Below are 23,119 nucleotides of genomic sequence, written 5' to 3' on the forward strand. Positions count from 1 at the left end.
TGAGTTGCCGGGCCGGTAACGAATCTACATTGTAAAGGCGTCAGCCGCGTGCCCTGGCGCGAGGACCCATGACGTGCCGGCTGAAGGCGGCCAGGGCGGTGTCGATCGGATGGGGGCGGGGCCTGCCCGAGGCGTCCGGCCTGTTCCATCGCGCGAGGTTCGTCGTGATGGACAGTTGCCGCCTGCCGTCGTCGCGGGTCAGCGACATCGTCGTGGCTCCCCACACCGTGCCGCCGTGGCCCCAGCAGGTGCCGCCGCCCGGGATCTCGACCCTCTGCAGGCCGAGGCCGTAGTCGATCATCTCCCCGGTGTGGGCGCGGACCGGGACCGTGCGGTGCATCTCCGCCAGCACGGACAGGCCGACGATCTCGCCGCAGAGCAGCAGGCCGTAGAAGGTGTTGAGGTCCTCCATGGTGGACACCAGGGAGGCCGCCGTCCGCACCCAGGACATGTCGTACACGCTGTAGTCGCGGGGCGGGTCGATCATGCCGAAGAACGACTCGTAGATCCGCGGGTGCGGTTCCTCGATCCGCGGCCCGCCGGGGAAGGCGGTGTTGCGCAGCCCGGCGCGTTCGATGACGTGGCGGGTGACGTACCCCTCGGCCGTGGCGCCGGTCACGTGCTCCAGCAGCCGGCCGAGGATCATGTAGTTGGTGTTGGAGTAGACGCCGGGAGTGGCGCCGGGCTCGCCGGTCGGGGGCGCCGCGAGCCCCATCCTGATCAGCTCGGCCGGGGGGAAGTACGTGAACCGGTTGCCGTCCAGGCTCTCCGGCGAGACGTCCGGCAGGGAGGGGAACCCGCGCAGCGACGGGAACGCGGCGGGAAGATACTCGGCGATGCCGCTGGTGTGGTTGAGCAGCATCCGGACGGTGATCCGCTGCCCGCGCCCGCCCGGCACCAGCCGGGGCAGGTAGCGGCCGATCGGCGCGTCGAGCTGGAGGTCGCCCCGCTCGGCCCGCTGCAGGACGGCGGCCGCGACGAAGGTCTTGGTGATGCTGCCCACACGCTGCACCATCCCGGGCTCGACGGGACGGCCGGTCTCCACGTCGGCGACCCCGGCGGCGCCCCGCCACACCTGGCCGGCGTCGCGCACCTCGGCGTACACGCCCGGCACGCCGGCGCGCCGCACGCCGTCCAGGGCGGAACTCAGGACCTCCGACCTGTTCCGGTCATTCACTGCTGATCTCATGCCCGCCATGATGGTCGCGCCGCCGTCCGGTGGCGTCCTGCCGGCGGAGTGACCTGCCGCTACCGCCGGGGGACCGGTGCGCGGCCGGCTACGCCCCCGGGAGTAGTCCGGGACCGGTCCGCTCGGCTCAGGCGCAGCCCTTCCGCTTCACCGACGTGGACCAGGCCGGGAGCGCGTCGATGAGCTGCGGACGGGTGACGGACCACACCTCACGCCCCTGCCCCGGCACGAGGTCCTGCCCGCCCAGAAGCACGTAGGAGGTCTTGTCGAAGATGAGCGATTCCCGGGAGACGGTACCCCCGGGCCCCAGATTGTCCACCCGGGTCACCGCGATGCCCGCCTTGCCGGTGGCGTCCTTGAGCTCCTCCATCTCGATGCCCGGCAGGGTCGCGGCGATCTCGAAGATGGCCGCCTGCTGCCTGGGCGGGACCGGGCTGCCGAGGACGCTGCGGACGCCGTACCAGGTCCGGGTCGCCGTGTCCTGGCCGGAGACCGTCTCGTTGCCGAGCTCGGCCAGCTTGCGCCGGAGCTGCTCCCGCTCGACCGGCCACTTCCGGAGGTCGGCGTAGGTGGGACGCCCGGCGCCGCGTTCGGGGCACCGGACCAGGAGCTCCTTGTACTCGCCGCCCCGGGGGACGGTCCTCGCCGGCTTGTGCCAGTGGAGCCCTGTGCGGGAGCCGTCCACGGACTCCCAGACCTCGCCCGTGTTGTGCCGCGGAACGACGTTGCGGACCCCCTTCTCGCTGTGCGACTCCGCGATGCGCTCGTAGTGGAGGTACTGGTCGTCGCGGGGTTGCGGCCAGGGCGCGGCGGCCGCGGCCTCGGCCGCCAGCCGCAGGACCTCGGCGGCGTTCGCGGGCGCGGAGGAGTTGACCGTCTGGACGACGATGACCCCCGCGGCCATCGCCGCGACCAGGCCCCCCGCCGGCGCCAGCCGCCACAGCCCGGCCGCCCGGAGCCGGAACCGGCGCTTGGCACGGGCTTCGGCCAGGAGCGCGGCACGGGCGGGGGCGAGGCGATCCGCCGTCGGGTACGGCTTGCCGGCGAACAGGTCACGCAACTCGGTCAGGTCGGACAGGTCGTTCATGAGGTCTGCTCCATCGTGGGGTCGATGCTGCCGAGGACGTCGCGGACGATGGCCCGCGCGCGATTGAGCCGGGAACGAACCGTTCCGATCGGCACGGACAGGGCGTCGGCCACCTCCTCGTAGGTGAGGTCGGCCCAGGCCACGAGTAAGAGGACGTCACGGTCGCGGGCCTTCAGCGAGGCCAGCGCCCGGGCGAGCGGCCGGCGTGCGGCCTGCGCGCTCGCCCGCTCAAGCGCCTGTTCGGCGGCGTCGTCCGCGTCGGGCAGCGCGCCCACCTTCGCGTACGCCTTGTAGCGGTTGATCTCGGCGCGCTGGTGCCGGCGGATGAAGTTGGTCGCGAAGCCGTACAGCCAGGGAAGAGCCTCCGGGCGCGCCGTGTCGTAGTCCCGGCGCTGCCGGAACGCCGCCAGGAACGTCTCGGAGACGACGTCGTCGGCCGTGTCGTCGCCGAGCCGGCGGGCCACGTAACGGTGGATGTGTCCTGCGTGCCGGTCGAACAGCAGGGCGAAGTCCTCGGGATCTCGCCACGACCGTTCGATCAGGGCGGCGTCGGACAGGGTTGTGCTGGGCGGCATGTGGTTGAGCCTTTGCAAGGAAGTAGTGTCGCCCGTCTTTCACACGAGCCGGCGATCGGGTTCACGCGACGCAGCACAGGACCCCGCAGTGCCGGCCCACGGCAGAGCGTCGGCGCAACGGGCCTTGAACCAGCCGCAAGGGCGGCCACGGCCTCGACCGGGGATGACATGCCCCCGCTCGAAGCCGAGCCGCCCTCACCCACCGCATCAGAGCGGCGGCCTCCCCGTCACCCTGACAGGCCGCCCGCGAAGAGCGGCGGCCTGCCCATCACCCTGAGAGGTCGCCCGCCAAGAGCGGCGGCCTGCCCATCACCCGGAGAGGTCGCCCGCGAAGAGCGGCGGAATCCGGTCCCGCCACGGCATCGCCCGTTCCAGGTACGCGGCGACCTGGATCAGCAGGTCCTCGCGCCCGTACGCGGCGGCGAGCTGCACGCCGACGGGCAGCCCGCCCGCGCTCTGACCCAGCGGCAGGCTGATCGCCGGCTGCCCGGTGGTGTTGAACACCTGCGTGAACGGCCCGAACCCGGACAACGTCTCCAGCCATCCCCGCAGCGTCTGGCCGGGGTCGTCGTACCGCAACGTGCCGTGCGGCACCGGCAGACGGCCGAGGGTGGGCGTGACGAGCAGGTCGTACCCGGCGAAGAAGGCCGCCGCCGAACGGGTGATCCGGTTCTGGGCGTCGAAGGCGGCCAGCATGTCCAGCGCGGTGGCCTGCCTGGCCGCCTTCAGGAACTCCCGCGAGACCGCCTCCATCCTGGCCTCGTCGGGCTGCCGCGGCGCGAGCAGGCACGGGGAGGCGACCCCGACGGCCTCGATGATCCAGGCCCTCATGGCGTCCTCCCGGTCGATCGCCGGGCTCGCCTCCTCCACGACGTGCCCCGCCTGCTCCAGCACGCGGGCCGTCGCCACCGCCGCCGCGGCGACCTCCGGGTCCACGTCCGTGCCCATCCAGGAGGTGGTGGTCAGCGCGACCCGCAACCGGCCCGGATCCGTCGCGAGCTCCCGCGCGTACGACCCGCGCGGCGGAGGCGCGGTGTACTTGTCGCCGATCCCCGGCCCGTGGACCGCGTCCAGCAGGCCCGCGGCGTCGCGGACCGTACGCGTGAGGACGAACTCGTCCGCCATGCCGAGGACCAGCTCGCCGGCGTCCGGGCCGCAGGGGCCGCGCCCACGGCTCAGCTTGAGCCCGACCAGCCCGCAGCAGGCGGCCGGGATCCGGGTAGAGCCGGCGCCGTCGCTGGCGTGCGCGACCGGCACGGCCCCGGCCGCCACCAGCGCCGCGGCGCCGCCGCTCGACCCGCCCGCGGTGCGGCCGAGGTCCCAGGGGTTGCGTACGGGCCCGTAGCGCACGGGCTCGGTGGTGAAACTGACACAGAGCTCGGGCACCGTGGTCAGGCCCAGCGTGACCAGTCCGGCGGCACGGAACCGGGCCATCAGGTCGGTGTCGCGCCGGGCGAGGACGCCGGGATAGGCCCGGCTGCCCAGCGTGAACGGCACCCCCTCGGCCACCGGCCCGTGATCCTTGATGAGGAACGGCACCCCCGCGAAGGGTCCGTCGGCGGCGTGGTCGAGCGCCGGCGAGAACACCGGCAGCGCCAGCCCGTTCACGTGCTCGTCGACCTGCGCCAGCGCCTGGCGGGCTGCCGCCTCGACCTCTCCGGCGTCGGCCTTGCCCGTCCTGATCAGGTCGCGGAGGCCGGTGGCGTCGTACCTGGCGTACTCATGGATGTCCATGGAATGTCCTTCTCCGGGCGCGCTCGGGCGCCCGTTCGTCGATCGTCTGAGGGAAGAGTCAGAGAGCTGCCGACAAGGGAGCGACGGCTCCTGGGCCGTCCCCCTGCCGGTGATCGACGTGTTCCTACGCTCGGTACATCACCGGCCATACTCGCAGCGACCAGCCGTACGGTCCACCGAGTTTCCGGCGACCACGGCCCTCACGACCGACACGCACGCCCCCGGCCCGCCGTCACCACTGAACCGGAGACCGAGCCGTGGCTCAGTTTCGGGAAGCCGCGAGTGGGTTGCCCTTGCGTCTCAGGACTGGGTTGACCCGTGATGGGCACGGAGCTGTTTCCATGGCCCTGCGTGGACTGCGACCGGCAACCACAAACTACGGGCCCCGCCGCACGCCCCCGGCCGGCCGTCCTCCCGCAGCGGAGACCGAGGTCAGTGTCGACCAGGGCCACGCAGTCTTCCCGAGAACACGGGAAGCAGTGCTGCGTCACCGCGTCCAGCCGCAGCGGCCGGCCCGGCTCAGCCCCAGCGGCCGGCCCGGCTCAGCTCCTGGGACCAGGGCAGTGGTTGTCCTTGTGTCCCAGGAATGGGTTCGCCCCTGAGGGGCCCGGAGTGGTTCCCGTGGTCCTGACATGATGTGGATCATTTGCGGAAATATTGCCCCTTTGGAGGAACTGTGCGCATCGCGCTCGCCGGGCTCGCCACCAGCCATCCGTACACCGACGCCCGTACCCTGGCCCACCATGCCGAGCTGGCCGTCTGGGAGCCTGACGCCGAGCGGCTGCGGCGCTTCACCGACGAGCATCCCGAGGCGAAGGTGGCGGGCGACCTCGACGAACTGCTGGCCGGAACCCCGGACGGCGTCGTGCTGACGCTCCCCAACCCGCACGTGCCCGCCGCCCTCGGCCGGGTCCTGGAGACCGGCGCGGCGTGTTTCGTGAACAAGCCCGCCGCCGCGACCAGGGAGCAGCTCGACGCCCTGCGCCGGCTACCGGTGCACGATCGGGTGATGTCGGGCTCGGTGCTGCGTTTCGCGCCCGCCTTCGCCCAGGTCCTCGCCGACGTGCAGGACGTGCTGTCGGTACGGGCGACGGTCCGGCACGACGTGGGCCAGTGGGCCGACGGCTACAACGCCTGGCAGGACACGCCCGGCGAGGGCGGCGGGACGATGGTGACCATGGGCATCCACGGCGTCGAGCCGCTGGTCGCCCTGCTGGGCCCGGACGTGCGCCTGGTAGGGGCAGCCGGAACCAGACGCCACTACCGGACACTCAGGTCCGAGGACACCGGCGTCCTGGCACTGCAGTGGGCGAACGGGATAGTCGGAACGGTCGAAATCCTGGGCGTCTCTGACGAAAACGCCTACACGCTGACCCTCCACGGCCGGCACGGCAGCGAGTCGATCGTGATCGAAAGCGGCCCCGACCCGGTACGCAACCTGGGCTTTGTCCGGACGATGGAGGCCTTCCTCAGCATGGTGAACGGCGCCCCCAACCCGGTGCCCTGGTCCGAAACCCTCGCAACCCTGGACATCCTGATCTCGGCACGAGAACACGCCCCCACCACCTGAAAACCACCACCCCCATCACCCGCCCCCGGACACCGGCCACCAAGCCCTCCCCACGCACCGACCCCGCACTCGACGGCCACACATGGCGCCATCCTCAACCGCGCCCGGACCGCCCGGCTCCCGACCGTTCGCAGTCGTCACTGGTCCGGAACCCCCGCGGAGTGGGGGCCTCGGCGTCTGATTGGCCGGGACTCCCGTGGGGGAGGGGGTACCACCGTTTGGTTGGCCGGGACATCCACGGCGGAGGGGGCCACCGCTTGGTTGGTTGGGACGCCCGCGGGATGGGGGCGTCGCCGTTTGGTTGTCGGGACGCCCGCCAAGTGGGGTCTCGCCGTCTGGTTGGGCGGGATCCCGGGCGTCGCCGTCTGCGCGTGACCGGCCCGGGAGCCGGCGGTCGTCAGCAGTCGCGGAACGTGGGCACGGAGACGCCCAACACGTGGCTTTGTCGCGGTTTGTCGGCGAACACCCAGCGGTTGGTGGCCAAGGCGTCGTCCGGTTCGGGGAGGGGGCCTCGACCGTGCTCGCGGGTGAAGTCGAAGGGCGTACGGACGGTGGTCGACCAGCCCCGCCCCCTCAGCAGCCCGATGGAGTCGGGACGCGGCTTCCTGTCGAACAACGCGAGCAGATCCACGCCGATCTGTGTCTTGGTCGCCGCGTAGACCGGATTGGCGCGAACCGCCGACGACCCCAGCCCGAGCTTCGCCTCGAACGCCAGGACGCTCCCCTCGCCGCTCAGCACGTCGATGGTCCGCTGGAGCCGCCGTTCGACCTCCGGGTCCAGGTAGAGCAGAAGCCCCTCGGCCAGCCAAGCGGTCGGCGCGTTCGCGTCGAAGCCCTCGGCCAGCAGCGCGCCGGCCCAGTCGTCGCCCACGTCGGCCGCGACCACCCGCCGCCGTGCCGCCGGGACGACCCGGACCGGCGCAGCCGGCTCGTCGGCCAGCGAGGCGAGCACGTGCTCCTTGAACGCCAGCACGCCCGGCCGGTCGATCTCGTACACGACCTGCCCTCGGGGCCAGCCGAGCCGCAGCGCCCGGCTGTCGAGCCCCGCACCGAGCAGGACCGTCTGCCAGATGCCCGCCCTGGCCGCGCGCAGCAGGAAGTCGTCGAGCACCCGGGTGCGCAGACCGAAGTAGCGCCCGAGCCTGCCCCACAGAGGGTTGGCGTCGCCGCCGGGCACGTCCTGCGGGCGGGTCGGCCAGGCGGCCGAGGCGGCGGAGGCGCGGACGAAGTGCTCGGCGTAGGGGTCGGCGGCCAGGGAGTCGGGACGGTGGGTCTCGATCGCCCGCGCGGCGGCGACCATGAGCGCGGTCAGGCCGACGCCGCTGTCGATCTCGAGCTGTCGGTTGTCCGGCACGTGCTCTCCTCTCGGGCCGCTCGACCGGCCGCTGACACCGCGGCGGTCTCCTGTTCCGGGATCCACGAGCCGGGGTCGTCGTGGGAGGTGAGATGGGCGCCGTAGAGGGCGGCCATGAAGCGCAGGATCTCCGAGTCGGGCAGGTAGCGGCTGGCGGTGCAGTCGGTCAGCACCGTGATGTGGAAGCCCTTCTGGAACGCGGTGCGGGCGGTGCTGTCCACGCAGACGTCGGTGTACAAACCGGCGAACACCAGGCGGACGATGCCACGCCCGCGCAGGTGCCGCTCGAAGCCCTCGCTGAGGAAGGCGTCGAAGCAGGCCCACTTGGTGAAGACCGGCTCCCCGGGCGCGGGCTCGACCTTGTGGAACTGCGCGCCCCAGGTGCCTTCGAGGCATTTGAGGGGCTTGCCTTGAGCAAGGTCGCGCCGCCGCCAGCTCGGCCCCTGATGCTCGGCGTCACCGACGAAACGGACGAACACCACGTCCATGCCGCGGGCTCGCGCCGACGCCAGGGCTCTGGCCGTGTTGGCCGCGGCCGTTTCCAGAGCCGCCGGGTCACCGGCATAACGGGCACGGGCGGTCGCGCCGGTACAGAAGTCGTTCTGCAGGTCAACGACGACCAGAGCCGCACGCTCGGCGAAGTCCTGGCCGTCGTCGCCCAGACCGGCACGCTGCTGCACGGGCGGCCGCTCCTCGGCGGCCAGGCCGCCGTGATCCTCGACGGGCGGGCGCTCCTCGCCGCCCAGGCCAGCACGTTCCTGCACCGGCCGGTGCTCCCCAGCGGCCGGGACGACGGCGCGTTCCTGGGGTTCCCCGTTTATGGAACGTTCCTTGTGAGGCGGTGGTTGCTCGTCGGTCATGAGTCCGCCATCAGTACCGGCCGGGCCACGGGCTCCAGGGCGTCGAGGAGGGCGTCGACCACGCCGGTGGTGGAGTGGTGTCCGCCGGCGTCAGGGGTGGCGACGCCGTGACGGTCGAGCGCCATCAGGGCGCGTTCGACCATCCGCACCGCTCCGGCGCACCCCGCGTGCCGCTCGGCGATGGCCGCCGCGGCCCGTACGGTGGCCACCGGGTTGACCCTCCCGGTGCCCGCCAGGTCGTCGGCGGAGCCGTGCACGGTCTGGTACTCGACCAGGCCGCACGCGTCGGGATGGAGGTAGACGTTCTCGGTGCAGCGGTTCTCCTGCCGCTCGGAGCCGAAGCGGTCGAGCAGCACCACGTGCATGATGTCGGCCCACTCGTTGCCCGCGATGATCACCGTGCGGGGGCGGGGGCCGCGTTCGATGAGGTTGCGGTTGACGGTGTCGGGCTGGAACAGGCCGATCTGCACGCCGTGGCGGGCGGCGCTCTCGGCCACCCACTCGTCGAGCGCCCCGTCGAGCAGGTGGAACTTGTAGGCCATGACGATCTCGTCGATGCGGCCGTCGGGCCACTCCTCGCGCGCCCGGCGCACGGCCAGCGCGATGACCTTCTCGGTGATCTCCCTGCTGAAGGTCATCGTGCGGACGAGCGCGCCGGGAAGGTGCACGTTCTCGCCGGTGTAGAAGCCCTGGGCCTGGTCTCTGACCAGCAGCAGCGACGCCCCCGCCGTGGTGATGGCGTCGATCTTCACCGCCTGGAGGCGCTGGCGGACCAGGTAGAGCGACTGGGCGTTGATCGCCGTACGGAAGACGGCAGGGACGCCGGCGGCCGCCAGCGAGCGGCAGAAGCGCGTGTAGTGGTCGGCGTCCTGCCGCGTGCTCTCGCGGATCTCCTCGGCCTCCGCGCCGGCCTTCAAGGACACGTAGGAGTGATAGATCCGCTCAGAGCGGGTGAGGGCCACCTTCGTGCCGCAGGCGTCGGCGATCCCGGCCAGCACCCGCTCGAAGACGGCCGCGAGCTCGGGGCCCGTTCCCCGGCCGATGGCAAGTCCGATGACTGGTTCCACTACTGCTCCCCTTCTCGTCGTCGAAGGCCGGACGCGCCGGCTGTGGCGGTCGTCAGCTGGACTCTCCGAGCAGGAGGTCGCCCGCGATGTCCGCCTTCTCGGGGCTGTAGTACTCCTTGATGCCCTCGGCCCAGACCGGGACCTTGACCTGGTCGTCCTGGGAGGGGCCGAACGCGTCGAAGAGGGTGTTGACGTTGCGCCGCTTGAAGCCGATGGCGGTCATGAGCGCCATGAAATCGGTGCGGTGGATGAGGCCGTCGCCGTCGGGGTCGCCCAGCTCGGCCAGCGCCTCGGCGAAGTCGGTCAGGGCGTCGTCGAAGCGTTCGGGGGACAGGACGCAGGCGCTGTACTCCTCGAAGCTGATGCGGCCGTCTTTGTCCAAGTCGAGTTCCTCGACAAGAGTTGTCCAGTAACGACGAAAAGCGTCACTGATCGCACTCTTGGCGGCTTCTGTGGAACGCGGGGAAGCCGCCAATACGCGGTTGGCCATACGGTCGAAGTCTCCGGCCTCAAGGTAACCGGTGCCGTCGGCGTCGAACAGGGTGAAGATGAGCTTTACTCGGTCGATGGCCGCGTCCTGCATGCCTGTCACCTTTCTCGGCGGGGTTCCGGGTGCAGACTCTATAACGGAACCTGGCACGTGGGTGACCAGGTCTTTGGCGGCGAGGGAAACGTAAAATCCCGCATTTGGAATAATTCGCCAGAAAGCCTCGCCGGGTGACAAAGGTGGAGAACTCATGTCATTTCCACGCCGGTGACGAGCGGGAAGCGCCGGGAACCTGGTGATATTTCCGGTTATATGGGGATTTGCGACTCACGGTTCGAGGGGGCTGTGTTTCCCTATCCCAGGCGCTAGTTTTTCATGTCTCCGGGTGATGATGGGGGAGGAGCGTCCCGGATGGGGGTAGCCTTAGCGGCTTTCTGGTGATTGCGCGCGGTGGGGCGTTGTCGTCACCGTCTCGTCCCGGCGGGGATCTTCGGGCCGGGATCGGCGGGCAGGCGCGATGCTGAGGGGAACGTCCCCTCACTTTCACTTTATAGCGGATCCCCGTCCCTCATGAGACCTCGAAAAGTCGTTCATACTGCCCGTTGCGAACCAACCCCGACGATGGATGGAGCGACGGAATTGGGTTACGTGCTGGAGTTCGGGCAGATCAACGCGGCGAACATCGCCGACGTCGGCGGGAAGGGCGTCGCCCTCGGCGAGCTCTCGCGGATCGACGGCGTCCGCGTGCCGGACGGCTTCTGCGTCACGACCGACGCCTTCCAGCGGGTCGTGTCCGCGGTGCCGTCGTTCGACGCCCAGCTCGACCTGCTGTCGAAGGTGGACCCGGACGACCGTGCGGCGGTCCGCGCGCTGAGCGCGGAGATCCGCGCCCTCATCGAGGGCGCGCCTGTGCCCGACGAGCTGGCGGCGGCGATCGGGGAGTCGCTGGCCCGGCTCGGGGAGGGGGCCGCCTGTGCGGTGCGGTCGAGCGCGACGGCCGAGGACCTGCCGACGGCGTCCTTCGCCGGGCAGCAGGATTCGTACCTGAACGTCGTGGGGCCGGCGGAGGTGCTCCGGCATGTGCGGCGGTGCTGGGCCTCGCTGTTCACGGAGCGGGCGGTGGTCTACCGGCGGCGTAACGGGTTCGATCACCGCGGGGTGCGGATGGCGGTGGTCGTGCAGCGGATGGTGTTCCCGGAGGCGGCCGGGGTCCTGTTCACGGCGGATCCGGTGACGTCGGACCGGAAGGCCGCCGTCGTGGAGGCGGTGTGGGGGCTGGGTGAGGCGCTGGTCTCGGGCGTGGTCGCTGGAGACGTCTACACGGTGCGGGACGACCGGGTCGTGGACGTGTCCGTCGGGGCCAAGGCGCGGGTGGTGCGGGCGTCCCCGGCGGGCGGCACCGAGGAGGCGCCGGTCGAGGACGAGCGGTCGGCCCGGCGGGCTCTGACCGATGAGCAGGCGGTTGGCCTGGTGGGCCTGGGACGGCGGATCGAGGCGTGGTTCGGCCGGCCGCAGGACATCGAGTGGTGTCTGGCCGACGGGGAGTTCCACGTCGTGCAGAGCCGGCCGATCACGACGTTGTTCCCGGTTCCGGTCGCCGACGACCAGGACAACCACGTCTATGTCTCCGTGGGGCATCAGCAGATGATGACCGACGCGATGAAGCCGCTGGGGTTGTCCTTCTGGCAGCTGACGACGTCGCGGCCGATGGCTGAGGCGGGCGGGCGGCTGTTCGTGGACGTGGCCCCGGTCCTGGCGACGGCGGCGGGCCGGGCGAACCTCATCGGGACGCTGGGCAAGTCCGACCCGCTCATCCGGGACGCGTTGCAGACGGTGGTGGATCGCGGCGACTTCATCCGGGCGGTGCCGGAGGAGGAGTCGGGTGTCGCGCCCGCGGCTGCTCCGCCCGCGCCGATCGAGACCGATCCGGAGCTGGTCGCCGAGCTCGTCCGGGACGGTCGCGAGTCCGTGGCGGCGTTGCGGCGCCGCATCGAGGAGCTGTCCGGGCCGGAGCTGTTCGAGTTCATCCTGGCTGACATCGCGGAGCTGAGGCGTCTGCTGTTCGGCCCGCGGAGCTTCCAGGCGATCATGGCGGGCATGGAGGCGGCCTGGTGGCTGAACGATCACCTGGAGGAGTGGCTGGGGGAGCGGAACGCGGCCGATGTGCTGACGCAGTCCGTCCCGCACAACGTCACGTCGGAGATGGGGCTGGCGCTGCTGGACGTGGCGGACGTGATCCGTCCGCACGCCGAGGTGGTGGCGTTCCTGCAACGGGTGGCGGCCGAGGAGCGGGAGGGCGACGGTTTCCTGGACGAGCTGGGCGAGCTGCCCGGCGGCCGGGAGGCGGCCGAGGCCGTCCGGGGCTTCCTGGAGCAGTACGGCATGCGTTGCGCGGGGGAGATCGACATCACCCGGACGCGCTGGAGTGAGCGGCCCGCCATGCTCGTCCCGGTGATCCTCGGAAATGTCCGGAATTTCGAGGCGGGTGCCGGTGTGCGGCGTTTCGAGCAGGGACGTCAGGAGGCCCTGCGCAAGGAGCGGGACGTGCTGGCGCGCCTGCGGGCCCTGCCCGACGGGGAGCGGAAGGCGGCGGAGACCGAGCGGATGATCGCCAGGGTGCGCACGTTCGCGGGCTATCGGGAGTTCCCCAAGTACGGCATGGTCTGCCGCTACCTGGCCTACAAGCAGGCGTTGTGGCGGGAGGCCGACCGTCTCGTCCGGGCGGGCGTGCTGCGCGACCGGGAGGACGTCTTCTTCCTGCGGTTCCAGGAACTGCAGGAGGTCGTGCGCACGGGCCGGGCGGACGGCGAGCTCGTCCTGCGGCGCCGGGAGGACTTCCGGTGGCACGAGACGCTGCGCCCGCCGCGGGTGCTCACGTCGGACGGCGAGGTGCTCGCCGGCCGGTACCAGCGCGAGGACGTGCCGCCGGGGGCGCTGGCCGGCCTGGCGGTCTCGGCGGGGACCGTCGAGGGCCGTGCCCGGGTCGTGCCGGACATGGCGCGGGCCGACCTGGCGGCGGGGGACATCCTGGTCACGGCCTTCACCGACCCGAGCTGGACCCCGTTGTTCGTGGGCATCGCCGGGCTGGTGACGGAGGTGGGCGGCCTGATGACGCACGGAGCGGTGATCGCGCGGGAGTACGGGCTGCCGGCGGTGGTGGGGGTGGAGGGGGCCACCCGGCTGATCCGCGACGGGCAGCGGATCCGCGTCCACGGGACCGACGGGTACGTGGAGCTCCTCGACTGAGCCGCGACGGCCCGGTGGTCTCGGGTGCCGGGATCAGAGTGCCGGCGCCGGGACGTTCAGCGGCTGCCGGGTGCCGAGGTCGGCGGGGACGGGGTGTTCCGCGGGGGCCTGGAGGCGGCGCGGCTGTTCGGGGGCCGGGCAGTGGCCCTGGCAGTAGCCGTTGACGACGACGAGGCGTCCGCGGGCGGCCGTGTAGTCGCTGCGCTGCCGGCCGGGGAGGACTCCCTTGCAGGTGGGGCAGCAGATGGGCTGGTCGGCTGTCATCAGGGCCTTCCGACGTCGTGGATGTCGTGGGCGCGGGTGCTCCGGGCCGATGGCGGCTCCGGAGCACCGGGTCGGCGGAAGGTGCCGTGGTGGTCTGTGCTCAGGCCACCAGGGGGCTCTTCACCGTGCGCCTTCTGCAGTATGGCGACCGTGCGCGGGGGAGGCGCGGGCGGGGTGGCGTGGCGGGCTGAGGATCGTTCCTCGCGGGGTTGTTTCCTTCCTCCCGCTTGTAAGCGGCGACGCCCGCAGGTGGTGTCCCGGAGTCGATGTGGGCGCGGACCGGGGCCGGGCCGCCGGCCAGGCGCAGGTGGTGGCGGAACGGGCCGCCCGTGCCGATCGGCGCGTCGTCGTCGGGACGCCGGCGCGGCTGATGACGCCGCCCGGCCGGAGTGCCCGCCGGTAGGCGGGCATGTCGCCGACGGCTTCCAGGACGACGTGGGCGCCGTCACCGCCGGTGAGGTCACGTGCCGCTCGATGCCGTCACCGCCGCGGGTGGCCACGACGTCGGCGGCGCCGAACTCGCGGCCGAGGCCGGTGCGGTCCCATGAGGGTGGTCTGCTCGGCGCCCAGGCGCCCTCCCGGTACGATCCGGCCGTGTGAATGCGGGCCGGAACCTTCAGGTGGGGACGACCCCGGAGCGGGTCACCGTGTTGCGCGGCGAGCTGCCGTGCCCGGGGGTCCGGGTGGGCCGGGTGGCGGCCTACGAGTTCGACATCCCGGAGGGCAGGTACGTCCGCCCCGGCGCGGACCGTCGGCAACGGGCGTTCCTGCTGCTGGACGAGTCGGTGCAACTCCACCAGCCCGTGGTGTTCAGGCCGGAGCGCGCCGGCTGGTGGTACATCGACGTGGTCGGGATCCGGGAGAGCGGCGACACGGTCCGGGTGGCCGACCACTACGTCGACTTCGTCGTCGGACCGCCCGGCATGCCGTACCGGGTGCTGGACCTGGACGAGCTGGGGGAGGCGCTGACGTCCGGGAGGCTCACCGCGCGGCAGGTCGCGGACGTGCTGGCCGCCGCCCAGGCGTTCGCCGACAGGCACCTCCAGGGTCCGGCGCACCACGGGCCGCAGTGGCCGGACTTCCCGCCGGCCGCGCTGGCGGCCGTGCGCGAGGTGGAGATCCCCCGCCTCTGACCGGCGAAGGGCGGTTCACCTGGCGGCGGGCGGCTTGGTCTTCGTTCCGACGCCGCCGAACAGGGCCAGGCCGCTGACCACGACCCGCGGCGCCCCCTGCCTGCTGTTGACGGCGCCGCGGTCGAACGCGCCGAACAGCCCGAGGCCCTTGACCTCCACCTCGACGTCGTCGGGGACGACGACCTCGGTGTACCCCCACAGGGCGAAGGCGCGCACCCGGATCTCCTGGCCGGCGAAGCGGGCGTCGCGCAGGTCGATCTCGCCGCCGCCGAAGACCGACAGGGAGGTGAACACGCGCGGGGCGACCCAGCGGCCCTTGCGGCTGAACCAGCCGAACACGCTGAAGGCGAAGCGCGAGTGGGGCTCGTCCCGGACCACCAGCGAGTCCGTCCGGGCCGGTTCGGGGAGGTCGCGGCCGGCGTGCGCGAGCTCGCCCTGGGTGCGGGCCGTGTAGATCTCGCCGAGCCGCTGGTCCAGCTCGGCCAGTTCGATCCGGCCCGCGGCGGCGGCCTCCTGGAGTCGCCGGGCCGCCCGCTCGCGCTCCTCGTCGGAGGGGCGTACCGGCCGGGCGGGGATGAGGTCGGGGTGCTCGGGCATGGGCGGTCCTGTCCGTGTGGCCGAAGTGACGGGACCATCCTATTCTCCAAATGGAGAACAAGTCAGCCGGCCGGCTCCAGCCCGGACTCCTCCACCATGTGGGCGCCCATCATCCGCGTGAGCTGGACGCGGAACTCCGCCGCGCGGGCCGGGTTGTCGGGATCGTGGCCCAGGCCCGACAGCCACGACCGGCCGCCGATCGCGAAGCCGTACGCGGCCGACAGGCCCACCAGGACCACCGCCTCGATGCGCGACCGGCTGGGCGCGGGGCGTCCGGCGAGCGCGGCGCGGATCCCGGCCTCCATCGTGTCGATCAGCTCCACCAGCTCCGGCCGCGCGGCGCCCCGGTAGTCGGCGTGCATCTCGGTCCAGACGAACAGGCGCAGATAGCGTTCGTCGGCCAGGGTGTCGAAGAGCACGTCCATCATGCCCGCCGCGGTGGGCACGCCGTCCTCGGCCTGGATGCGCTCGCGTACGCGGGCTTCGATCCGGTCGTTCTCGGCCCGCAGCACCTCCCTGACCAGAACGGCGTAGGTGCCGAAATAGTGGGACACGAGCCCGTGGGCGACCCCGGCGGCCTCGGCGATCTGCCGCAGGCTGACGTTGTCCGGACCTCGTTCCCTGATCAGCTCGGCCGCGGCGGCCAGCAGCTCGGCACGCGATTCCGCAGGGCTGCGCCTGCGTCTGGGTGGCATGACCGGCAGTGTATTGTCCGCCGGTCCACGGGCGGCGGTCCACGGGCGGCGGTCCACGGGCGGCGGTCCACGGGCGGCGGTCCACGGGCGGCGGTCCGCGCGTGCCGGTCCGCGCGTGCCGGGTCGCTGCGGGGAGTCCGGCGCGGCGGGACGTATCCGATATGTTCTTGTTTGTCAGGTCTTTGCGCTGTCTTGGGGGAGTTGTTGGTGCGCGCACAACCGCTGATCGTGGCTCTCGTGCTGAGCCTGACCGGCTGCGGCGCGATCCCGGGACTGCCCTATCGGCCCGCCGACCCGCCGACGCCGAGCCGGGCCGCCTCGCCCGCGGCCTCGCCGTCCCAGTCGCAGTCGCAGTCGCAGTCTCCGTCCCAGTCGCCGGACGCCACGCCGTCCGCGAGCGCCACGCCCGCTCCCTCGGCGACCGCGCAGGCCCTGACCGTCCCCCAGGCCAGGACGGCCATGCGCACGTGGGTGGCCCAGTACAACGCGGCGATCAAGAAGCGCAAGTGGTGGCGGTCGAACGCCCGGCTCGACGCGCTGTTCGTCGAAGGCGCCCTGCACGAGGGCGTGCTCGAACGCAACCGCGAGGGCTTCGGATGGAAGCCGGCGCACAAGCCGATCAACCCGACCGGCACCCCGGCGGTCTATGTGCCCCGGCCGGAGCGGCAGCCGCCGGCCGGGGACTGGTTCATCGCGAAGGCGACCTACCGCGACACCAAGGGCCACAGCCGCCCGCACGTGCTGGCGTTCCTGCGCTCCCCCGGGCAGTCCTTCCGGCTGGCCGTCGCGACCCCGGTGCACTGGGGACAGCGGATGCCCGAGCCGCTGCTCGACGCCGACGGCTACATCGCCGACATGGACGACGAGATGGCGGCCGCCGTCGCCGAGGAGTACCGCAACTTCTGGAACGGGGACAGGAACAAGGAGGGCGACTCAGGCTACCGCCTGGCCAAGGACAGCTACAGCCGCAAGGCGTTCCCCCGGGTCAACAAGGGGCTGTACGTCGGGTTCGCCGGCCGCGGCTCCGTCTTCGGCTTCCGTACCGCGAGTGGCGGCATGTTCTTCCTGTTCGCCCTGCTCAACGACGCCAAGAGCGTCAACAACGTGCTGAGCGAGGCGGTGCTGGTGCCCAAGGGCGGCAAGGCCGTCCAGGAGCTCGGCGGAAGCTGGTTCTCCTAGGGACGCTCCTGCCCCGCGGGCGCGGCCAGGCAGAGGTCGACGGGGCCCGGCGCCGCCGACCGCGCCCCGGTACGGCGGCCGAGCTCGGGCAGCAGGGACACCACGCCGAGCACGGCCAGCCCGGCGCCCAGCATGGCGATCACCGCGGGGACGCTCAGGTGGGCGAACAGCGCGGACCCGGCCAGGAAGATCGCGTTCAGGACCAGCCCCGGCAGCAGGACGCGGATGGCGTCCATGTAGCGGGTCAGGGCGCGCTTGAACAGCTCGCGCTTGTTGGTGAAGGCGTTGTAGACGCCGCTGCGGTCGAGGCCGAGCGCCTCGCACAGGTCTCTGGTGGAGGTGGACTCGTAGCCGTTCGCCCAGAACGTGCGCATCGCGGTGTCCAGCGCGCGGTCCTCGTCGAACGATCTCGGCCTCGCTACCGGTTTTGCATCGATTGGTGCAGAACGTCGGGCGTGCCGGACGCGGTCCCCCGGGTGAAGGCCGCGCGGTAGGCGGTGGGCGTCAGGCCGGTCCGGTGGGAGATGTGCTGTCGCAGCGAGTCCGTGGTGACCAGGCCACTGAGCTGGGCCACCTGGCCCATGGGCAGGTCCGTGCTCTCCAGCAGTTCCCTGGCCTGCTCCACCCGCTGGTGGAGGAGCCATTGCAGCGGGCTGTGGCCGGTCTCGGCGTGGAAGCGGCGGGTCAGCGTGCGCACGCTGGTGCGGGCGTGGGCGGCGAGGTCGGCGCGGGTGAGGGGTTCGTGCAGCCGCTCCAGCGCCCATGCCCGGGTGGCGGCCAGCGAGAGCCCGGTCTCGGGCGGCAGCGGGGAGGCGATGAACTGGGCCTGGCCGCCCGGACGCACCGGCGCGGCCACGACCAGCCGGGCCACGGCGTTGGCCGCGGCGGCGCCGTAGTCGCCGCGCACCATGTGCAGGCACAGGTCGATGCCGGCGGACAGGCCGGCGGAGGTCCAGATGTTGCCGTCCTCGACGTAGAGCACGTCGGGGCGCAGGTCGACGGACGGGTAGCGGCGGCGGAACTCCTCCGACCTGGCCCAGTACGTGGTGGCGCTGCGGCCCTCCAGCAGCCCCGCCCGCGCCAGGACGAAGGCCCCGGTGCAGATCGAGGCGACGCGTCTGCCGCTCTCCGCCGCTCGCCGCAGGGCCCGCAGGACCCGGGGGTCGACGTCGTCGCGGGCGCCCGTTCCGGTGACGATGACGGTGTCGGCGTCCTCGACGATCTCCAGCCCGTGCGTGACGGTGACGTGCAGGCTGCCGCCGGTGGCGACGGGACCGGGTTCGGCCGTGCAGATCCGGACGTCGTAGCCGGGCCGGCCGTCCACGGTCATCTCGCCGAGCACCAGCTCCGGTATGGACAGGTCGAACGTCGTGGCCGGCGGGACGGCGATCACGGCCACCCGATGCATGGCCCGAACCTCCAGATACTTGGCATTCGGGCCACTATCGTACTGATCGCCGGCGGTACAGGGTGGACAACCGGTGTCACTGTCCCCCTGTGTTTGGAGAAGATCGTGTCCTTTCATGTCGTCGTCGGCGCCGGAGCCACCGGATCGGCCACCGCCCGGCTGCTGGCCGAATCCGGGCAGCGGGTGCGCCTGGTCACCCGGAGCGGCAGCGGCCCGGCCCATCCCCGGATCGAACGCGTGCCCGCCGACGCCTGCGACGCCGACCGGCTGGCGGAGCTGGCCGAGGGGGCCGCCGTCCTGTACAACTGCGCGATGCCGCCCTACGATCGCTGGCCGGCCGAGTGGCCGCCGCTGGCCGCCGCGTTGCTGGCCGCCGCCGGGCGCAGCGGGGCCGATTACGTCATGCTGGGCAACACCTACGGGTACGGGCCGGTCGAGGGGCCCGTCGCCGACGGGACGCCGATGGCGCCGACCAGCCGGAAGGGCCAGGTCCGGGCGCGGATGTGGCAGGACGCCCTCGCCGCCCACGAGGCGGGCCGGGTGCGGGTGACCGAGGTCAGGGCCGCCGACTTCCTCGGCGCCGGCGCGTACTCGCCGTTCACGCTCATGGTCGGGGCGCAGGTGCTGGCCGGCGCGCCCGTCTCCTATCCCGGTGATCTGGACGCGCCGCACAGCTGGTCCTACACCGGCGACACGGCCCGCACGCTCATCGCCGCCGCGGGGCACGAGGCGTCCTGGGGACGGGCCTGGCACGTGCCCTCTACCAGCGAGCTTCCGGTGCGCGAGCTGGCCCGGCGGCTGGCCGAAGCGGCCCAGGCGCCCGCGCCGCGGCTGGGGCGCATGTCCCTGCGGGAGCTGGAGGAGATCGGGCGCACCGACTCGATCATGGCCGAGTTTCCCGAGATGTCGTACCTGTACGACCGGCCCAACGTGCTCGACGCGTCCTCGACGGTCGAGATCCTGGGCGTCGCGGCGACGCCGGTGGACGACGTCCTGACGGAGATGGCCGCCGTCCGGGCCTGACGAGGGGGACTGTCAGTCGCGGACGAGCGCGGCAGCCGGGACGGCGGCCGGCTCACCCGCGGGCGCACGGCGCTCCAGGGCGGCGGACCAGAACGCCAGGGCGAGCGCCGCGGCGGCGAGCAGCGCGCCCACCCAGTTCGGCGCGGTGTAGCCCAGGCCCGCGGCGATGACGAGCCCGCCCAGCCAGGCCGCGAGCGCGTTGCCGAGGTTGAACGCGCCGATGTTGACCGCGGAGGCCAGCGTCGGCGCGCCGTGCGCCTGGTCCAGGACGCGCTTCTGCAGCGGCGGCACGGTGGCGAAGCCCAGCGCCCCCACCAGGAAGATGCTCACCGCGGCGGCGACCTTGTCGTGCGCGGTCAGGGTGAACAGCGCCAGCACGACCGCGAGGCCGCCGAGGGTCGTGTAGAGCAGGGGCATCAGGGCGCGGTCGGCGAACCGGCCGCCGAGCAGGTTGCCGAGGAACATGCCGACGCCGAACAGCACCAGCAGCCAGGTGACCGCGTCGGCGGAGTAGCCGGCCACCTGCGTCATCATCGGCGCGATGTAGGTGATCGCGGCGAAGACGCCGCCGAAGCCGAGCACGGTCATCGCCATCGCGAGCAGCACCTGCGGGTTGCGGAACGCCGTCAGCTCCGGGCGCAGGCGGGTGCCTTCGGGCCGGGGCATGGCGGGCACCAGCGCGGCGATGCCGAGCAGGCCGACCACGCCCAGCCCCGCGACGATCGCGAAGGTGGTGCGCCAGCCCACCGCCTGCCCGATGAAGGTGCCCAGCGGCACGCCCACGACGTTGGCGACGGTCAGGCCGGTGAACATGGTGGCGATGGCGCCGGCCTTCTTGTGCGGGGCGACCAGGCCGGCGGCGGCCACCGAGCCGATGCCGAAGAACGCGCCGTGGGCCATCGAGGCCACGATCCGGCCGCCGAGCATCACGCCGAACCCGGGCGCCAGCGCGGACAGCAGGTTGCCGATCACGAACAGGCCCATCAGCACGAGCAGCATCGTCTTGCGGCTGATCCGGGTGCCGAGGACCGTCATCAGCGGCGCGCCGATGACCACGCCGATCGCGTAGCCGGTGACCAGCAGGCCGGCGGTGGGGATGGTGACACCGTAGTCGGCGGCGATCTCGGGCAGCAGGCCCATGATCACGAACTCGGTGGTGCCGATCCCGAAGGCCCCGATGGCCAGGGCGAGGAGTGCGAGAGGCATCGCGCGACCCTTCTTACTATTGCCACTGCTTCTTGCAGGCTCCGACAATAGTTGCACACGCGCTATAAAGGCAAACGCTGGCATTCGGCTGGGGCGCGTTGATCTCGGGGGCGTCGCGGGCGTCGCGGGCGCCTGGGGGAGGGGGAGGGCTCCCGGGTGTCGGCGGCAAGGGGCGTTGGGCGGTGCGACCCTGCGTCGGGGCGTCGGGGCGTCGGGGCGTCGGGGCGTCGGGGCGTCGGGGCGTCGGGGCGTCCCGGCGGCTGGGTGTCCGGGCGGCGCTGGGTGTCCGGGTGGCCGGGTGTCCGGATGGCGCTGCGCGTTCAGGCGTCGGTGCGCGGCTGGGCGGGCCGTGCGGAGGCGGCGCTTGTGGGGCGGGGGTCGCGGTGTGGCGGCCCCGGTTGTGGGGGCGGCTGTGGTGGCGCGGGTTCGGAGAAGTGTCGCCGTGGGTGCGTCGAAGCGTTGCGGGCGGCGGAGGTGGGGCGACTGAAGGGCCTTGCGGAGGTGCGCGGAGCTGTTGCCGGCGTGCGAGTCGCAGGGGGCCCGGCCCTTGGGGTGTGGCGGGTGCGGGGAGTGCCGCGGGCTTGGGTTGTGGCGGTACGGCCGGCCGGTGTCGGGGCTCCGGGCGGCCGTGGTCCGCGTGGACGGATCGGTTCCGTTCGGGTCAGCCGCAGTTGCCCCACGTGGAGCGTCCGCCGATGGCGCGGGCGCCGCTGGGGGCCTCGATGATGGCCGAGTACTTCACGCAGGCGCCCTTGGCGCTGGCATAGACCGGGCCGCCGTAGTACTTGACGGTCTCGCTCACGCCGTAGCTGCTACCGCCCTGGACGGTGAGCGTGACGTTGGTCCAGGTGCTGGTGCCGACGTAGTTGCTCTTGACGACCGTCACGCAGTTCTTGCCGGTGCTGCTGTTGTAGGTCAGGTACACCGTCCCCCAGACCTTGGTGTAGTTGTGCATCTCGCTCTGGTGGACGACCTTGTACCCGTCGCCGCAGTAGACGTCCGCGCTGGCGGCCGTCGGGACCGCCATGAGGGAGGTGGCGGCGACGAGGGTGAACGCGGCGGCCGTGAGGGTCTTCCTGAGCACAGGCATCCTTCAATCTGCTGGCATTTCGGTCATGATCTAACTCCATTTTTTTACCATATGTTCGAATGTCTCAAGATCTCTAAGCCTCGGGGGAGGGGCAGAACTCGGCGGCCAGGGCGTCGTTGAAGACGGTCAGGGGCGCCCAGTCGCCGTTGACCTGCGTGGTGAGGCGGTGCCTGCCGTCGCGGGTGCCCATGCTGTAGTTCCACGATCCGTACGTGGCGCCGCCGTTGCCCCACACGCTGGCGCCGCAAGGCAGCTTCTGTTCGAAGACGCCCAGGCCGTACCGGGTGTCGGGGATCCAGCCCGCCCCCTCGGTGGGGACGGTCGTGAGCATCTCCCGCAACTGCGCGCCAGGCAGGACGCGCCCGCCGAACAGGGCGGCGAAGAAGCGGTTGAGGTCGGCGGTGGTGGAGATGAGGCCGCCGGCGGCCCAGGCGAAGGACTGGTTCATCCGGGTGGCGTCGTAGACGGTGGGCTGCGGGTCGCGGGAGAACAGGATGGAGTAGTGCACGGGGTGCGGGCCCCGGATCCCGGGGTCGGCGCCGGGCAGGGAGGTGCCGTTCAGCCTCAGGGGGCGGATGACGGTCCGGTCGAGTTCCTGCTCGAACGTCCGGCCCGTCGCCTTCTCGACGATCATCGCGGCCAGGATGTAGTTGGTGTTGGAGTACTTGAAACGCCGGCCCGGCTCGCCGGTGGGCGGGTGGGCCAGAGCGATCTTCACCAGCTGCTCGGGGGTGTAGGTGTCGAAGCGGTGCTTGAACCACTCCTCGCTGCCGCCCGTGCCGGAGAACTTCTCGTCGTCGGTGTAGGCGAAGATGCCGCTGGTCTGGTTGAGCAGCTGCCTGACGGTGATCTTGCCGGGTTCGTAGGCGCTGCCGTCGAACAGGCCGGGCAGGCGCCTGTCCAGGGTGTCGTCGAGGCTCAGCCTCCCCTCGGCCACGAGCTTGAGCACCACGGTGGCGGTGAACGCCTTGGAGGTGCTGCCGATGCGGAACCGCTCGTTCTGCCGGCGCTCGCGTCCGGTCTCGGTGTCGGACGCGCCCGCCGAGCCGAACCAGGAGCGGCGGCCGTCGCGGACGTCGGCGACCATGCCGGGCGCGAGCCCGGCGGCCACCGTCCGGTCGAGCACCTGCTGCACCGCGGCGTGCCCGGGAGCGGGGGAGGCGGCGGCGGGCAGGGCCGTGGCGGCCAGGGTCGCGGCGGTGAGCGCCGCCGCTTTCACGGACTTGGATGCGGTCATGTCGGTTCCTTTCCGGGGGATGTCGCGCTGCTTGACATTCGCGACAATGGAAAAGCTAACTTGCGTTCGCAAACCTGTCAATCAAAAAGCGCCTGTTCATCAGGCATTAAGCGCCACT

At 72.0% G+C, this 23,119-nt stretch carries 21 protein-coding genes; 5 read left to right on the forward strand and 16 right to left on the reverse strand.

The features are described 5' to 3' along the window. Window positions 1–40: 40 nt before the first annotated feature. The 4 genes from ACIBQ8_RS33015 to ACIBQ8_RS33030 form a co-directional block, all read right to left on the reverse strand. Window positions 41–1,189: a serine hydrolase domain-containing protein gene (locus ACIBQ8_RS33015; RefSeq protein ID WP_397178320.1), complete on the reverse strand. Its 1,149-nt coding sequence runs from the start codon at window positions 1,187–1,189 to the stop codon at window positions 41–43. Window positions 1,190–1,316: 127 nt separating this feature from the next. Then, window positions 1,317–2,276 carry a CU044_5270 family protein gene (locus tag ACIBQ8_RS33020; protein ID WP_397193854.1) on the reverse strand — a complete coding sequence of 320 codons (960 nt, stop codon included), beginning with the start codon at window positions 2,274–2,276 and terminating at the stop codon, window positions 1,317–1,319. Then, window positions 2,273–2,851: an RNA polymerase sigma factor gene (locus ACIBQ8_RS33025; RefSeq protein ID WP_397178318.1), complete on the reverse strand. Its 579-nt coding sequence runs from the start codon at window positions 2,849–2,851 to the stop codon at window positions 2,273–2,275. Before ACIBQ8_RS33025 ends, ACIBQ8_RS33020 begins: the two co-directional genes overlap by 4 nt. Before the next feature lie 309 nt (window positions 2,852–3,160). Next, window positions 3,161–4,585, reverse strand: coding sequence for an amidase (locus ACIBQ8_RS33030; RefSeq protein WP_397193855.1), 1,425 nt, complete (start codon window positions 4,583–4,585; stop codon window positions 3,161–3,163). A 676-nt stretch (window positions 4,586–5,261) separates the two neighbouring features. On the opposite strand from ACIBQ8_RS33030, the gene ACIBQ8_RS33035 reads away from it, so the two are divergent. Beyond that, window positions 5,262–6,155, forward strand: coding sequence for a Gfo/Idh/MocA family protein (locus ACIBQ8_RS33035; protein WP_397193856.1), 894 nt, complete (start codon window positions 5,262–5,264; stop codon window positions 6,153–6,155). A gap of 397 nt (window positions 6,156–6,552) precedes the next feature. On the opposite strand, the gene ACIBQ8_RS33040 is transcribed toward ACIBQ8_RS33035, so the two are convergent. From ACIBQ8_RS33040 to ACIBQ8_RS33055, 4 genes are all read right to left on the reverse strand, one after another. After that, window positions 6,553–7,509: an SAM-dependent methyltransferase gene (locus ACIBQ8_RS33040; RefSeq protein WP_397178315.1), complete on the reverse strand. Its 957-nt coding sequence runs from the start codon at window positions 7,507–7,509 to the stop codon at window positions 6,553–6,555. Then, on the reverse strand, window positions 7,464–8,273 hold the full coding sequence (locus ACIBQ8_RS33045) for a cysteine hydrolase family protein (protein WP_397193857.1): 810 nt from the start codon (window positions 8,271–8,273) through the stop codon (window positions 7,464–7,466). Before ACIBQ8_RS33045 ends, ACIBQ8_RS33040 begins: the two co-directional genes overlap by 46 nt. Window positions 8,274–8,365: 92 nt before the next feature. After that, window positions 8,366–9,436: an isocitrate/isopropylmalate family dehydrogenase gene (locus tag ACIBQ8_RS33050; RefSeq protein ID WP_397178313.1), complete on the reverse strand. Its 1,071-nt coding sequence runs from the start codon at window positions 9,434–9,436 to the stop codon at window positions 8,366–8,368. Window positions 9,437–9,488: 52 nt separating this feature from the next. Continuing rightward, complete coding sequence (locus ACIBQ8_RS33055; RefSeq protein ID WP_397178312.1) at window positions 9,489–10,019, reverse strand: EF-hand domain-containing protein; 531 nt, start codon at window positions 10,017–10,019, stop codon at window positions 9,489–9,491. A gap of 552 nt (window positions 10,020–10,571) precedes the next feature. Here ACIBQ8_RS33055 and rph point away from each other — a divergent pair. Beyond that, window positions 10,572–13,169 carry a rifamycin-inactivating phosphotransferase gene (gene rph / locus ACIBQ8_RS33060; protein WP_397193951.1) on the forward strand — a complete coding sequence of 866 codons (2,598 nt, stop codon included), beginning with the start codon at window positions 10,572–10,574 and terminating at the stop codon, window positions 13,167–13,169. A gap of 33 nt (window positions 13,170–13,202) precedes the next feature. Here the strand turns inward: rph and ACIBQ8_RS33065 are convergent, their stop codons facing one another. Then, window positions 13,203–13,433, reverse strand: coding sequence for a hypothetical protein (locus tag ACIBQ8_RS33065; RefSeq protein WP_397178311.1), 231 nt, complete (start codon window positions 13,431–13,433; stop codon window positions 13,203–13,205). Window positions 13,434–14,053: 620 nt separating this feature from the next. Here ACIBQ8_RS33065 and ACIBQ8_RS33070 point away from each other — a divergent pair. Next, entirely contained in the window at window positions 14,054–14,566 is a 513-nt protein-coding gene (locus tag ACIBQ8_RS33070; protein ID WP_397193858.1) for a DUF402 domain-containing protein, read from the forward strand. A gap of 15 nt (window positions 14,567–14,581) precedes the next feature. Here the strand turns inward: ACIBQ8_RS33070 and ACIBQ8_RS33075 are convergent, their stop codons facing one another. Both ACIBQ8_RS33075 and ACIBQ8_RS33080 read right to left on the reverse strand, forming a co-directional pair. After that, complete coding sequence (locus ACIBQ8_RS33075; protein ID WP_397178308.1) at window positions 14,582–15,163, reverse strand: DUF1707 domain-containing protein; 582 nt, start codon at window positions 15,161–15,163, stop codon at window positions 14,582–14,584. A 62-nt stretch (window positions 15,164–15,225) separates the two neighbouring features. Beyond that, a complete protein-coding gene (locus ACIBQ8_RS33080) occupies window positions 15,226–15,858 on the reverse strand; it encodes a TetR/AcrR family transcriptional regulator (protein ID WP_397193859.1) in 633 nt (210 codons plus the stop codon). A gap of 207 nt (window positions 15,859–16,065) precedes the next feature. On the opposite strand from ACIBQ8_RS33080, the gene ACIBQ8_RS33085 reads away from it, so the two are divergent. Continuing rightward, complete coding sequence (locus ACIBQ8_RS33085; protein WP_397193860.1) at window positions 16,066–17,037, forward strand: hypothetical protein; 972 nt, start codon at window positions 16,066–16,068, stop codon at window positions 17,035–17,037. On the opposite strand, the gene ACIBQ8_RS33090 is transcribed toward ACIBQ8_RS33085, so the two are convergent. Further along, window positions 17,034–17,411 carry a TetR/AcrR family transcriptional regulator gene (locus ACIBQ8_RS33090; protein ID WP_397193861.1) on the reverse strand — a complete coding sequence of 126 codons (378 nt, stop codon included), beginning with the start codon at window positions 17,409–17,411 and terminating at the stop codon, window positions 17,034–17,036. The two genes, ACIBQ8_RS33085 and ACIBQ8_RS33090, sit on opposite strands and share 4 nt — an antisense overlap. A gap of 44 nt (window positions 17,412–17,455) precedes the next feature. Then, window positions 17,456–18,445 carry a GlxA family transcriptional regulator gene (locus ACIBQ8_RS33095; RefSeq protein WP_397193862.1) on the reverse strand — a complete coding sequence of 330 codons (990 nt, stop codon included), beginning with the start codon at window positions 18,443–18,445 and terminating at the stop codon, window positions 17,456–17,458. A gap of 105 nt (window positions 18,446–18,550) precedes the next feature. On the opposite strand from ACIBQ8_RS33095, the gene ACIBQ8_RS33100 reads away from it, so the two are divergent. Beyond that, on the forward strand, window positions 18,551–19,468 hold the full coding sequence (locus tag ACIBQ8_RS33100; protein WP_397193863.1) for an NAD-dependent epimerase/dehydratase family protein: 918 nt from the start codon (window positions 18,551–18,553) through the stop codon (window positions 19,466–19,468). Window positions 19,469–19,480: 12 nt separating this feature from the next. Here ACIBQ8_RS33100 and ACIBQ8_RS33105 read toward each other — a convergent pair whose 3' ends face one another. The 3 genes from ACIBQ8_RS33105 to ACIBQ8_RS33115 all read right to left on the reverse strand — a co-directional run bounded on the left by ACIBQ8_RS33105 (window position 19,481) and on the right by ACIBQ8_RS33115 (window position 23,001). Then, window positions 19,481–20,674: an MFS transporter gene (locus ACIBQ8_RS33105; protein ID WP_397193864.1), complete on the reverse strand. Its 1,194-nt coding sequence runs from the start codon at window positions 20,672–20,674 to the stop codon at window positions 19,481–19,483. A gap of 661 nt (window positions 20,675–21,335) precedes the next feature. After that, the gene (locus ACIBQ8_RS33110; protein WP_397178301.1) at window positions 21,336–21,758 is read right to left on the reverse strand and encodes a spore-associated protein A; all 423 of its coding nucleotides are present in this window, start codon (window positions 21,756–21,758) and stop codon (window positions 21,336–21,338) included. A 79-nt stretch (window positions 21,759–21,837) separates the two neighbouring features. Beyond that, on the reverse strand, window positions 21,838–23,001 hold the full coding sequence (locus ACIBQ8_RS33115; protein WP_397193865.1) for a serine hydrolase domain-containing protein: 1,164 nt from the start codon (window positions 22,999–23,001) through the stop codon (window positions 21,838–21,840). Window positions 23,002–23,119: the final 118 nt, after the last annotated feature.

This window comes from Nonomuraea sp. NPDC049646 (assembly GCF_044465525.1).
In the GTDB taxonomy this organism is placed as follows: Bacteria; Actinomycetota; Actinomycetes; order Streptosporangiales; family Streptosporangiaceae; genus Nonomuraea.